A 13,962-nucleotide genomic window follows, 5' to 3' on the forward strand; every position below is an offset into this window, starting at 1 on the left:
ATGTTCAGTCGACACACGCGCAGGGCGGGCAATCGGCAGTGGAGGGATAGACTTTGAATCTGCAGGACTTAGTAAGACTTGTGCGTTCACGGTGGCTCACCGTGTGTGTCACAGTGGTGGTAGCCGTGTTAGGTGCGGGCGCGGTTAGCTTGCTGACAACCCCCCTTTACGAGGCATCGACAAGGCTTTTCGTTTCCACAACATCAGGTTCGTCGGCCTCCGACATTTACCAAGGCAATCGTTTCTCGCAGGAGCGAGTGGTGTCATACGCGCAGCTATTGATGGGCGAGACGCTGGCTCAGCGGACAATCGACAAGCTGGGTCTCGATATGAAGGCGGACTCCCTACGGCAGCACGTCAACGCCAGTTCGAAACCGGATACCGTTCTAATTGATGTCAACGTCCTCGATGAATCCCCTGTCCGAGCGCGCGATATCGCGAATACGCTGTCCGATGAGTTCGTCGCGATGGTCCGAGACTTGGAGACACCTGGAGACGGGGCAAGGCCCGATGCTCGTGTGGTCGTTGAGCAACGTGCATCGATCCCGGATGATCCTGTGGTTCCCAAGACCGGACGCAACCTGGCAACAGGTCTTCTTCTCGGCTTACTGCTTGGCATCGGCTTGGCAGTTCTCCGCGATCTTCTCGACAACACTGTAAAAGATCGGGAAGCCCTCGAGGAGATCACCGGTGCCGGTATCGTCGGCAGCATTCCGCTCGACAAGGAACGGCGAAAGCATCCCGCGATTTCGTTCGACAACGATAACTCTGGCATTGCAGAGGCGTTTCGCAAAGTCCGAACAAACCTGCAGTTCCTCGCCGTAGATAACCCACCGCGAGTTATAGTCGTCACCAGTTCGATGCCGAGTGAGGGCAAGTCAACCACGGCGATAAACATCGCGCTCGCACTGGCGGAAGCCGAACACAACGTGGTGCTCGTCGACGGTGATATGCGGCGGCCGATGCTGCACAAGTACCTCGATCTCGTCGGGCCAGTCGGATTTAGTACCGTGCTCAGCGGAGGCGCATCTCTTGACGAAGCGCTGCAGAAGACACGATTTCCGGGTTTGACAGTCCTTACCTCGGGGACCGTTCCGCCAAATCCGAGCGAGCTTCTCGGGTCACAGTCCGCAAGAAACTTGCTCAGCGAGCTGCGTTCACAGCACGACTACGTAATCGTGGATTCCACGCCGCTGCTCGCGGTTACCGACGCCGCGATTCTGGCGGCCGCCGCAGACGGCGTACTGATCATTGCCCGATTTGGGCAAACAAAGCGTGAACAACTTGTGCATGCTGCGGAGAACCTCGCAAGCGTTGGAGCTCCTCTGCTGGGTGCGGTATTCACCATGATGCCCACCCGCGGAACCTCTTCCTACAGCTATAGTTACAGCTATTACGGCACTGAAGGCGGGGAACGTGCAGCGTCCCGCCGACAGCCGAACGTCGACCCAACGCCAAGTCCTACACCGCAAAGTGAGAAAGAGAAGATCTCTGGGCAGAATGTCCCGCGTGTATCTGGCAGGAGGCGTAAGCGAATTGAATAGGTTGCGTGGCCGTAGATCGCAGCGTTGCGTTTACGGAGTGGGTGCGCCCCGCAGATGTCAACAGCTTCGCCTCGACCCTTTAAACCGCGGGACGGTTAGGCCTTGAAATAGGGCTGTGCACGGGAATAGCGGGGGTGCCGAGCCCCTTTTTCTGACTCTTGATGCTTTAGAGCAGGGATTGTGTGATCAGATTGAGCTGATGCTGCAGGCCATGGGGGTGTGGGTGTGGTTACCCGCAGGCCGGAGCGTGCACGGCCGGCGTCGCTGTCAGGAATGGAAACGTGGGCCTCGGCGCTACGGCGACCGAGCATCGTCAGTGGCATAATCAGGGGCGAAACGGGGGCTATCCACCTAAAGCATTAGCGTCGCAACGCATGGAGAGCGTGGCTTCGCGGCATTGGCGAGGCAGGGGGGAACTGAAGTGCGACTAAGCGTTCATGGCTCGGGTTATCTGGGCGCGATACACGCGACCTGCATGGCGCATCTGGGCCACGAGGTGCAGGTTTACGACACAGATCCGGCTAAGATAGCGATGCTCGCGCGCGGTACACCACCGTTCTATGAGCCGGGATTCGGCGAGTTGCTTGGCTCAGTTCTGTCTACCGGGCGGCTAACCTTTTCGTCCTCAGCACAAGATGCGATTCAGGGTTCAGAAATGCATTTCATATGCGTCGGGACCCCTCAACAGCACGGCGCGGACGCCGCGGACCTGTCGTATGTTGAGTCTGCGTTCAAGACCGTCGTGGAAAACGCGGACTGCCCAGGGACAATTGTCGGCAAGTCGACAGTGCCGGTAGGCACCGCCCAACGTCTTGCGGATTCCATCTCAGGCGAAGGCCGAACTCCCTCTCTTGAGGTTGCGTGGAATCCGGAGTTTCTGCGGGAAGGTACGGCAATCGATGATACGTTGAGTCCCGATCGGTTAGTTTTTGGCGTAACTTCCGAAACATGCGAAAAAAGTCTCATCGAAGTCTACGCGAGGTTGATAGGAGACGGGGTCCCCTACATAACAACTGATTTGGCTACGTCTGAGATGGTCAAGGTGGCCGCAAATTCTTTCCTCGCAACGAAAATTTCATTCATTAATGCGATGGCAGAGATCTGCGAGGTCGCCAATGCCGACGTTGTGACATTGAGTCGCGCACTGGGTTATGATGAACGAATAGGCGCACGCTTTCTCAACGCTGGCCTGGGATTCGGCGGAGGTTGTTTGCCCAAGGACATTCGCGCCTTTAGCGCACGCGCTGGCGAGCTCGGTGCGGCCGATGCCGTCAGCTTTCTCCGGGAGATCGATAAGATAAATCTACGCCGCCGCGAACGCTTAGTCGCCCTGGTGGGGAGCGTTTTCGCTGGTGATTTCTTGGGGCGGCGCATTGCGGTCCTTGGCGCGGCGTTCAAGCCAAACAGCGACGATGTGCGAGACTCTCCTGCGCTTAACGTCGCTGCCGCGATGCACCTTAAAGGTGCGTCGGTGCGCGTCCACGATCCCCAAGCTATTGAAAATGCAAAAAAGATGTTTCCCACTTTGACATACTGCGAGACCATTAAAGACGCTTGCAATCACGCTGACTTGGTTGTGTTGGCAACTGAATGGCCTGAGTACCGCAACATTGATCCAATCGAGTTCCTCGGAGTCGTTCATCAACCAGTCCTCGTAGATGCACGGAATACGTTGGACCATGACTTCTGGTCGCAATCGGGGTGGACGGTATATGCCCTAGGGCGTGGAAATCTAAATCGCCGGTAGGGGGGGCCACCGCTGCAATGCCGCACCGCTCGAAACTGTGGCTGTTGCCAAAGTACGGTAACGAAAACCCATCGACCAGGTCGAGATGCGTCGCCTGAGAGTTCGGCTACTTGGCCAAAAGAGAAGTAAGCTACGTAACCTGACGCCTATAAGTCAGGGATTGAGCAGGGGGATACGTATGATTAGCGCGCTATCGTGATGATCGTCGTTCATGATTTCGCGGGGCACCCGGGCCAAGTACAGCTCAGCCGCGAGCTTGCACGTCGTGGGCACACTGTGGAGCACCAATATTGTTCCTCGGTGCCAACCGGACGGGGCGCAGTGCAAGTCCGGCCAGGTGATCCTGCGTCGTTTCGCGTCCGAGCAATCGACCTCGGTCGGCAGTTCGCCCGCTACTCACCGCTTATACGTATCTGGCAAGAGTTTCGATACGCGGCCTTAACGGCTAAAGCATTATGGAGAGCAAAGCCGGACGTTGCCATCTTCGCCAACGTGCCTATCGGTACGCTATTTCTGGTTACGCTTACGCTTCGCCTTCGACGAACCCCGTATATATTTTGGTGGCAGGACTTTTACAGTGAAGGAATTCGCGTAGTCGCAAAGAGACGGCTAGGGTTGGCGGGCGTAATTTTAGGATGCGCGGCCACATGGGTCGAGCGCAGCATCGCCCGCGGTGCTGCTGCAGTCGTGCCCATCACTGAGGCATTCGTCAGCCAACTTGACGAATGGCGTGTGGGTCGTGAACGCGTCTGCGTCATATCCAATTGGGCTGCCCTCGAGGAATTACCTCTTCGCGCGCGAAATAACGCTTGGACGAAGGACCACGAGCTCGTCGAAGTGCCAGTCCTGATGTATGCAGGAACAATCGGACTTAAGCATGATCCGTCTGCCATTGCCAAGCTCGCGCGACATTCCCCGCCCGATTGTCGCGTTGTCGTTGTGTCCCAGGGAGCGGGCCGTGATTGGCTCGAAATTAATGCGCGCGACGAAACACGGCTGAGGTTTCTTGACTATCAACCCTTTGAGCAGCTTCCCGACATGCTGGCTAGCGCCGACGTCCTGCTTGTGATGCTCGAGCGCAATGCGAGTCGATATTCGGTGCCGTCGAAAGCCCTTTCCTACATGTGTGCGGGCCGGCCCGTCCTCGCACTCCTGCCGTCGGACAACGCTATTGCCCTGATGATCAAATCAGCCGGTGCCGGCTTTGTTGTAAGCCCAGATGACCCGTCCGAGGCCGCCGCCGCCCTGAACCGATTACTCTCCGACTCCAGCCTGCGTGCCGAGATGGGTACGGCCGCGCGCCGTTACGCGGAGCGCAACTTTAATATCGAAGACGTGGCCGACCGCTTCGAAGCCGTGATCGATAAGGCCTTGATGAGACACGCAGGATGAGGGGAAATTGGCTGTTCGCACTCTATCGGGCCGGCTCCTGCTCGCATGGTGTGCAGGTGGACTCGGACGTCCTCGTGCCCGGTGGTATGAGCGAATTGATGTCCCCCAGGGCGGTGCGGCGCGCAACTAGGACGTTCGTGGAGCGCGAGTTCTTCACAAAAATTGGTGTCCCCGGCACCCTCGGATCTGGCAGGGGCCGGCCGGGTGACTGCGCGGGCAAAGCCAATGATGGCTGCAGCGTGTCGGTCTGTGCGCCGAGCTGTCGGGCGGCGGACCCGCACCAGAGCCTCGCTAGAGCCCGGATCGTCAAAGACCTGCTGCGTGATCGGCTTTTCCTGGCAGACTACGGTCGGCCACGAGATCACCGCCGACTGGACCGCTCCCACCAGTTTTGTGCGGCCCGCAAGTTGCGCGATCATCTGACTCGCCGGCACAATCGACACTCGGCAGACCGGTTCGTCCGGGGATCCAGGCCCGCCTCAGATTGCCCGAGACATGGTGGGCTTGCACTCGGCGAAATGTTTCAGCTGCACGGGAGCCGGCGCCATAGCCCGCCTCGAACCGGGAAGAGCCGCAAACTCCTTAGTTCTGAGATAGGGTGTGGGCCACGGGTGCGGGAGGCGCCCACAGCTATCACGGGGGGTTAAGTGTGTCTACAGCTACTGGGTCTGTCTTGGTCGCCGGTGCAGGCGGCTTTATTGGTGGCTATCTGGCCAAAGCCTTGAGCGAGCAGGGTCTACGGGTACGCGCGGCCGACGTGAAACCGCTCAGCGAATGGAACCAAATTCCCACCGGCGTAGATGCGCGGCAATTGGATCTTTCACGGCTCGATGACGCGCAAGAGGCGGCGCGCAATATCGACACCGTCTACATGCTGGCGGCCGATATGGGCGGCATGGGTTTCATCGAGACTCACAAGGCGGAATGCATGTTGTCGGTGCTGATCAACACTCACATGCTCGTTGCGGCGCGCGACTCAAACGTGCGCCGTTATTTTTACGCCAGTTCAGCGTGCGTTTACGCAGCAGATAAGCAGACCGACGCTAACGTGACGGCTCTAAAAGAGGACGATGCGTACCCGGCGATGCCTGAGGACGGATACGGCTGGGAGAAACTCTTCAGCGAACGCATGTGCCGGCATTTCCGTGAAGACTATGGAATCGAGACGCGCGTCGCGCGCTACCACAATGTGTATGGACCCAAGGGAACTTTTGAGGGTGGGCGGGAAAAGGCACCAGCAGCGCTGTGCCGCAAAGTGGCGGAAGCAGTCTTTAGCGGCAGACATGAGATTCAGATCTGGGGTGACGGAGAGCAGACCCGCAGCTTCATGTACGTCGACGATTGCGTTGAAGGAACCATGCGCGTTACAGCAGGTGACAGCCCAGCGCCGGTGAATGTGGGTAGCTCCGAACTAGTAACAATAAATCAGATGGTTGACACGATCGAACAGATAGCCGGCATTAAAGTCCGACGGGACTACAAGTTGGATGCTCCGCTTGGCGTTCGTGGGCGAAATAGTGACAACACGATGATCCAGGAGATCTACGGCTGGGAGCCATCTATTCGACTGGCAGACGGTTTGGAACGGACATACCGCTGGGTCTACGACCAGCTCGCATCCCGCTCCGGAGCGCGCGCAGGTTAGACGAGTCGATATCGCCAGTCGAGACCAGCCGCTATCGCGGATCAGCATCCGCAACGAACCAGCAAAAAAATCGCGGGCCAGCATTGCGGCCAGCAATCGGGATCTGGGGCTAGTTTGTCGTTTTTGGTCAGAGCGGTGCTGGCGGCCTGCCTAGCGTATCCCGGGGCGGCTTCGCCTTCGCTCTCTAATCGTTGCACTCGAGGTACTCTTGGGGAACTATGAACGGACTCCCAACACTGTTTGCTCACTCTTAGGTGTGTAGAGATGAATGAAAATCAAACCGTAATTGCTATGATTCCTTTACGGGGAGGGTCTAAAGGTATTCCAGGAAAGAATATCAAGAACCTGCATGGCAAGCCACTTTGCTACTGGGTTGTACATGCTGCAATCAGTTCAGCGCGTATATCTAGTGTATATGTATCCACTGATTCTCCAGAAATCATGGATGTGGTCAACGGTTTCGGCTTAGGAGTCAAGCTTGTTGAGCGGCCCGCTCGATTCGCCTCTGATGAGGCGTCCACCGAGTCTGTAATGCTACATTTTGCCGAGCAGGTCGAGTTCGACACATTAGTGACTATCCAGGCAACATCCCCGTTCCTTCGCGCCGACGATCTAGATACTGCGCTGATAGAATACGAAGAAAAGCGCTATGACTCGATGCTGTCTGTCTACCATAGTCACGACTTTCTTTGGGATGCGAATGGTCAGCCCCTTAACTACGACCCTCGGATGCGACCAAGACGCCAGGAATGGCACGGAGCATTCGTAGAAAATGGGGCCTTTTATATCACCGACGGTGATGTTTTGGCGCGAGAGAAATGTCGGCTGGGAGGGCTGATTGGCTTGTATCAGATGGATAAGACGGATTCCCTCGACATTGACACGTTGGACGACTTCCTACTGGCGGAAGCTTTAATGAAACAAAGAAAGTCACGTGAAGAATCGGCATCCGTATGAGTAAAGACATAAAGGTCATTGCTGAAATCGGGATTAACCACAAAGGCTCCAGCGAGGTGGCAAGAGGCCTCATTGATTCGGCGAGCAGGGCCGGCGCGTGGGGTGTGAAGTTCCAGTATCGCAGGAAAGACAATTTCTATAAGCAAGTCACCGAAATTGGTGACGAGATGATCAGCGCTGAAATGGAACGAACATATTTGAGCCCTTCTGTTATCAGCGCACTGCGCGAATATGCACAGGTTTCGCGCCTTCATGTCGGCATCAGCTTTTTTAATCCCGCCGATCGGACGGATTTTGGTGATAATCTAAAAGAGTTCGATTTCTACAAGGTCCCGTCCGCTGAGCTACTGAATGATGACCTAATACGTTCACTCAAGGAGCAGGGTAAGTTAGTTCTTGTGAGCACGGGCGGCCACGATGAAAAACAGATATTTGGGCAGGTCAATAGATACGCGGAGTGCAAAAACGTCGTATTCATGCATTGCATATCTAACTATCCGATCTTGTTGGGAAACCAGCAGCTAGGTTTCATTTCGAAACTCAAGGATGTATCTCCTAATCCTGTCGGATATTCCAGTCATGATCAAGATTGGGAGGTGAATTTGATTGCGATGAGTCTAGGAGCCGAGTATATCGAGCGCCATTTGACGTTTGACAAGCGTGGCGATGGACTTGACGACAGCACTAGTTCGGAGCCAGCGGAGTTTGCTGTACTTTGTAAAATCGCAGCTGCGTATAAGAATATTATTGCAAACGAGGAAAGGATAGTAAATCAGGGCGAGAGAATTAACATGCAGAACTTGGGTTCGTCACTTTATGCGGCGCGCAGCATATTGCGGGGCGAAATTGCAGAGATCGATGACTTTGAAGTTCGAGCCCCAAGGAAAGGCTTAGTCGCTAGCGAATTTCTTTCTCTTCCAAGTCGTATTGCGACGCTCGACATATGCGCGGGTGATGCCGTGCTTGCGAGTCATTTCGCAGCCCCCGTATCTCCGATATCAAATCAAACCGTACAATTTTGTGACAAGAATGATATATCGATCCCGATTCGACTACATGATGCAAAAAAGTTACAGGCCCTCTTTCCGATAAACAATTATGAGCTGCATCTCTCGTACGGTGAAGTGCAGAACTATCTCGATTCGAGTGCGTCGTTTTTAGATTGTATTGATCTCAGAAAGGCGTACTCGATCCATTTGCCCGACTACATGCCGGGGAATAGGTTGATCGATCCGCTCTCCCAAAATGTTACAAATCGGCATGATAGCATCAGTCTAATTCGGGCATGTGTCAGATTGGCAAAAGAGCTTGAAGATGTTTCAGGCAAAGAGGTTCCCATAGTCGGAAGCTTTTCGCGTCTGTTACCTGAAGGAAAAGAGACGACCTACCGAGAGCTCGCCAGGTTTCTATGTGATGTGAGAGATGAAGAGGGCATAGATATACTCCCTCAGTGGCTACCCAAAATCGCATGGTATTTTGGTGGCGCAGAGGCGCTAGATATGTTCTGTGGCGAGGACGACATCGATTACGTCCTCAAACACGAACTCAACATTTGCTTGGACGTATCGCATCTAATTCTCTCGGCAAATTTTGCTAAACAGGACTGGAAGATGTGGTATGGCAAATTGATTGGGGTTACGAAGCATATTCACCTGGCTGATGCTTCTGGAATAGATGGCGAGGGCGTCGAGTTTGGTAGCGGTGCTTTGTCCGATGCCAACGATATTTTGTCTATGCCCCCGAGAGTTGTCTTAGAAGTCTGGCAGGGCCACCTTGCTGATGGTGAAGGCTTTAGAAAAGCGATCGAATATTTGGGGGGTATGCAATGAACAGAGCGCTTATTACGGGTATTTCGGGTCAGGACGGAGCGTATTTGGCAAAGAATCTGCTGGATCGAGGGTACGAAGTTTATGGCGCGATGCGACGCGGAAGTACTTCAAAAACATCGCGACTCGACACACTCGGCATAGTCGAAAGGATAAACTATGTACAAATGGAGATCACCGAATTCGCTAATGTTCAATATGTGTTGAATGAAGTGCGGCCGGAAATGATCTTCAATCTGGCCGCCCAAAGTTTTGTCGCGGATAGCTTCGCTTTCCCGCACTACACGTCCGACGTCAATTACATGGGCGTGATCAACGTTCTTGAAGCAGTGCGGCTATTGAAACTCGATAGTAAGATATACCAGGCGTCCACTTCGGAAATGTTTGGCGAAGTTTTGACGAAGCCACAAAGTGAAGCAACGCCATTTAACCCGATTAGCCCGTACGCGGTGTCGAAGTTGGCCGCGCACAGTCTTGTTGTTAATTATCGGAAAGCGTATGGGATGTTCGCCTCCTGCGGGATCTTATTTAACCATGAATCCGAGCTACGTGGTTTAGAGTTTGTGACGCGAAAGATCACTAATTGGTTGACAAAAATCAAACTATTTGACTATAAGCCGTTACCATTGGGTAATCTGGATAGCGTCCGCGACTGGGGATATGCCCCAGAATATGTTGATATCATGGTGAGGATACTTGAGCACGAATCTTCAGACGATTTTGTTATTGCTACAAATACTGAGCATACGGTAAGGCAGTTCCTCGAGTTCGCGGCGGACGCGCTGGGAATGACTCTTCGATTCGAGGGCGAGGGCGTTGAGGAAAAGGCATTCGATGTCGAAACAAAGAAACTTGTGGCGTATGTCTCGCCTGAATATTTTCGAGCATCAGACGTGGTCTATTTGCGCGGTGACAACAGCAAGGCGAGGGCGGCTCTAGGCTGGGAGCCTAGGATATTGACGCCTGAAATTGCCAAGAAGATGGCTAGGTCCGACTATGATCGGTTATCGGGATAGAGGTGGCCCCTGGGGCCGCCAACAGTGGCATTACTAATCTGCGATCACAGAATCACCCAGTTAGAGGGCAGGTGGTGTACGGCGCAGACTCCGGGCTGACCGGAACGGGTCCGAACGATCAAGGGATATCACTGATGCTGTCCAAACGGTTCTTCGATCACTCGCTCATACAACGTAACGCGGTGCTGCGAAAGGGTATTGTCTTCGCCCGCGAGCCAGTCCTGCAGTTGCAAGGTCTGGTAACGGACTCAAAAGACTTCGCCACGGCGCCGCCAATCGTCGCGAATTCCCTGCCTAAAAGCGGGACACATCTGTTGTTGCAGATCACCCGTGCGCTGCCCGGATCGCGCTACTTCGGTCGCTTTATCGCTACGAGCCCCTCATTGACTCAGCGGGAGAGGAGTCCTGCGGTCCTGGCGCGCCGGATTGCCCGGACGTTGCCCGCCGAGACTCTGGGCGCCCACCTTTTCCATTTCACTGAAGTCGAGGTAGCGCTCAGGCGGATCAATGCACTGCATCTCTTTATCTACCGCGACCCGCGTGATGTTGTGATCTCCGAAGTAAATTACCTCGCAGAGATGAATCGCTGGCACCGGATGCACAGGCATTTCGCCGCCTTGCCCGACGCAACGTCACGGCTCAAGCTCGCCCTTGAGGGATTTGACGCGCGTTATCCCGAAGCCAACGCACGCATGCTGCCTTACGCTGGCTGGCTCGACGTGCCGGGGGTGGTCGCAATTCGCTACGAGAACCTGTTCGGTCCCCGGCAGGCAGACGAGATCGCGCGCGTTGTTGCGGCCTGGCGGTTGCAAGGGGGCACAAGCGCCGACGAGGACGCTCTTGTCGAGCGGTTGCGGCGGGCCGTTGATCCGAGCAAGTCACACACATTCCGCGAAGGTGGTTCAGGCAAGTGGCGGCGTGGGATGACCGACGCGGAGGCTGAGATGGTCAGCCAACGCCTCGCACCCTCGCTTACGGCTTATGGCTACCCAATTTAGGAGCTCACTTGGAGCCGGCGCAAGGATGTGCTGCGGTGCTGGACGGTTCCGGTGGGGCTATCTATCGAGACGGTCCGCGGCGGTAGCGCGACCTAGCTGTTGCGGGTCATGACGTTGTAGACGCCGACACGGGTTGAGGTGTCTAGGGGACGGGTTCTTCGGCGGCAGGATGAGAAATCGCCAAACCCCTCGTCCTGAGAACCGAAGGAACCCGTCCATGACCCACGGTAATGCCCCGTTGTCTGTTGAAGGCCGGCGCCGACTCGTCGCTCGGTGTGCTGATCGTCCGATCGCCCATGTGGCCGCTGAGATGGGAATCTCGCGGGCCTGTGCCAGTAAGTGGGTCAACCGGTTCCGCCAGTTCGGGGAGATCGGCCTGCTCGACCGTTTCCTGTGCTCCACACCACCAGCCCACCGCGACCGCCGCGGAGCTTGTCGTCGAGATCGAGGCGCTACGGCGCACCCGGAAGTGGTCGGCGTCGCGGATCGCCTTCGAGCTTGGCCGCCAGGGCGTGCTGGTCAGTCGGCGGACCGTGAGCAGACATCTGGTGGGCTTGGGCTTGAACCGGCGCCGGTTCATCGACCCCAATGGTGACCTGAATCGAGTGCCGCGACCCATCGTGGCGCGCCGGCCGGGTCACATGGTCCACGTCGACGTGAAGAAAGTCGGCCGCATCCCCGACGGTGGCGGCTGGCGTGTGCACGGCAAGGGCAGCGCCCAGGCTAAGGCGGTCGCCTCGGCCACCACAGCCGGCACCCGGGCCGGGTATGTCTATCTGCACTCCGCGGTCGACGGCTACTCCAGGCTGGCCTACACCGAAGCACTCGACGACGAACGAGCAGTCACGGCAATCGGATTCGTACACCGAGCCCGCGTATGGTTCGCCGCTCACGGCATCAACCACATCCAGCGGATCGTCACCGACAACGGCTCCTGCTACCGAGCCAAGGACTTCGGCCACGTCCTGCACGGCGCCCGGCATCAATTCATCACGCCCTACACCCCACGCCACAACGGCAAGGTCGAGCGCTACAACCGGATCCTGGCCGAAGAGTTCCTCTATGCCCGAATCTGGACCTCAGAAACCCAAGGAGCCGACGCACTCAAGGTCTGGAACATCCACTTCAACTACCATCGACCACACTCTGCCGCCGCAGGTCAGCCACCAGCATCACGACTCGCCACCGGCGTCACCAACGTCATGGCCTCATACAACTAGCTCACAACTGAATTCTTCGTGGCGATCCAGATCGACACTCGACGGCACAATTAGGTATCCCAACAACCTCACACGGTTGAAGGAAGGGCCCTCGATTCCTTCGGAGGGAAGGTAGGCTACGAATTCGTGGCGTAAAAACAGGAAGCATAGCCACTGACGCATTCGACGACTTCCACCTAGGCATGTCTCACCCGTTATAGCAAAGTTACAAGTTAGGGGCCTATTGTGCGATTCATCGCCTATGCAACCCTTTGGGGCGTAGGGCCGTGAAGATATTGCACGTGCAGCAAACGCTCGCGCGCAGACATGGCGGCCCATCGGCCGTGTTGCCGCAGCTGGCGAAGGCGCAGGCGGCCGCAGGCCACGACGTGGTGGTGGCGACGACGAATGCTGATGTCCCTGTTGGTACCTATCACGAACCCGGCTGGGACTTAATCCAAGGAAGCCGCGTCAAGGTGTTGTACGCACCTGTCCAGTTCCATCCATTGAAGATTTCGCTAAACCTGGCGAGATACCTTTGGACGGCAGTTCCTAGCTTTGATGTAGTCCATATACACGGCGTATATCGTTTCCCAACCACTGTCGCGGCCTATCTGTGTAGGTGGTACAAAGTTCCGTACCTCATTCGTCCGCACGGCACGCTTGATCCTTATGCGTCTAATAGGAGCGCGGCAGGCAGAATCTGGATGAAAAGTTTGTATCGTCGCTGGTTCGTCATTCCAAATCTGAATGCGGCTGCCGCAATCCATTACACCGCTGAGAGGGAACGGGAGCGCGCAGCCTTTCTCAGACTTCGGGCGCCGTCCTTTGTGGTCCCCAACGGTCTCGATTTGGATGTTTGGCAATCACGACCGCAACGAGGAAGGCTGCGTGAAGCTTGGGGAATTGGTGACGCGCCACTCGTCTTGTTCCTAGGGCGCATCGATGAGATTAAGGGCCTTGATTTACTAGTTCACGCCTTCGACGCGGTGCGGCAGGCCGAGCCGAGTGCTCGCTTGGTGATCGCGGGACCGGACAACGATGGCTATGGCCGAGAGGTGCGCCGGTGGGTTTCTGAGCTTGGTCTCGACAAGTATGTGCATATCGTAGGGCCGCTCGATGGTGTCGACGTCCAGCAAGCATTCGTAGATGCCGACGTGTTTGCCCTTATTTCTCGCACTGAGAACTTCGGCGTGGCCGTTGTGGAAGCAATGGCTTGCGGCCTCCCCGTAGTTATCTCAGACCAGGTTGGTATTCACCCCGACGTTTCGCGTAATGGCGCTGGATTAGTAACAAATTGTGATTCCGCTGAGGCGGCAGACGCGCTGTTGATGTTGCTGAAAGATCCGAAACGACGGAGGGCGATGGGACAGGTGGGCCGCGAATTGGTGGAGCAGAGCTACTCGTGGTCAGCAATTGTAGAGGCGCTCAACAGCCGGTACGAAGAACTAAGTAAGAGGTGCTGAGCCTACAGCCATGTCGAAACTGCTCAAAGCGTTCTACGTCGACGGCGGACTGGCTAAGTTCTGTAAACGAGTCGAGTCCGAAGTCCCGGGGTTTGCAATCGAGTAGCTGGCCGGTGTCGACTAGGCACGCGGACTACAGCGGTATAGTTGCAGCTCAGGGGTCTCGGGTGAG

General features: G+C 56.0%; 9 protein-coding genes and 1 pseudogene. All 10 read left to right on the forward strand.

Annotated elements, in window-relative coordinates; all coding sequences use genetic code 11:
• Nucleotides 1-53: 53 nt before the first annotated feature.
• Nucleotides 54-1,544 carry a tyrosine-protein kinase domain-containing protein gene (locus G6N53_RS11815; RefSeq protein WP_163888633.1) on the forward strand — a complete coding sequence of 497 codons (1,491 nt, stop codon included), beginning with the start codon at nucleotides 54-56 and terminating at the stop codon, nucleotides 1,542-1,544.
• A 421-nt stretch (nucleotides 1,545-1,965) separates the two neighbouring features.
• Nucleotides 1,966-3,291, forward strand: a complete 1,326-nt coding sequence (locus G6N53_RS11820; RefSeq protein WP_163888634.1) for a UDP-glucose dehydrogenase family protein — start codon at nucleotides 1,966-1,968, stop codon at nucleotides 3,289-3,291.
• Nucleotides 3,292-3,489: 198 nt separating this feature from the next.
• Nucleotides 3,490-4,683, forward strand: coding sequence for a glycosyltransferase family 4 protein (locus tag G6N53_RS11825; protein WP_237166731.1), 1,194 nt, complete (start codon nucleotides 3,490-3,492; stop codon nucleotides 4,681-4,683).
• Between the two features lie 673 nt (nucleotides 4,684-5,356).
• Nucleotides 5,357-6,328, forward strand: a complete 972-nt coding sequence (locus G6N53_RS11830) for an NAD-dependent epimerase/dehydratase family protein (RefSeq protein WP_205390361.1) — start codon at nucleotides 5,357-5,359, stop codon at nucleotides 6,326-6,328.
• 264 nt (nucleotides 6,329-6,592) lie between these two features.
• A complete protein-coding gene (locus G6N53_RS11835; protein ID WP_163888637.1) occupies nucleotides 6,593-7,285 on the forward strand; it encodes an acylneuraminate cytidylyltransferase family protein in 693 nt (230 codons plus the stop codon).
• Nucleotides 7,282-9,114, forward strand: a complete 1,833-nt coding sequence (locus G6N53_RS11840) for an N-acetylneuraminate synthase family protein (RefSeq protein WP_163888638.1) — start codon at nucleotides 7,282-7,284, stop codon at nucleotides 9,112-9,114. The genes G6N53_RS11835 and G6N53_RS11840 overlap by 4 nt, the downstream gene beginning before the upstream one ends.
• On the forward strand, nucleotides 9,111-10,127 hold the full coding sequence (locus G6N53_RS11845; protein WP_163888639.1) for a GDP-mannose 4,6-dehydratase: 1,017 nt from the start codon (nucleotides 9,111-9,113) through the stop codon (nucleotides 10,125-10,127). Before G6N53_RS11840 ends, G6N53_RS11845 begins: the two co-directional genes overlap by 4 nt.
• Nucleotides 10,128-10,261: 134 nt before the next feature.
• The gene (locus G6N53_RS11850) at nucleotides 10,262-11,125 is read left to right on the forward strand and encodes a sulfotransferase domain-containing protein (protein ID WP_163888640.1); all 864 of its coding nucleotides are present in this window, start codon (nucleotides 10,262-10,264) and stop codon (nucleotides 11,123-11,125) included.
• A 217-nt stretch (nucleotides 11,126-11,342) separates the two neighbouring features.
• Nucleotides 11,343-12,345 (forward strand): annotated as a pseudogene (locus G6N53_RS11855) (IS481 family transposase).
• Nucleotides 12,346-12,626: 281 nt separating this feature from the next.
• Entirely contained in the window at nucleotides 12,627-13,790 is a 1,164-nt protein-coding gene (locus G6N53_RS11860) for a glycosyltransferase (protein ID WP_163888641.1), read from the forward strand.
• Nucleotides 13,791-13,962: the final 172 nt, after the last annotated feature.

It is taken from the genome of Mycolicibacterium hippocampi, from assembly GCF_010723735.1.
Taxonomy (GTDB): Bacteria; Actinomycetota; Actinomycetes; order Mycobacteriales; family Mycobacteriaceae; genus Mycobacterium; species Mycobacterium hippocampi.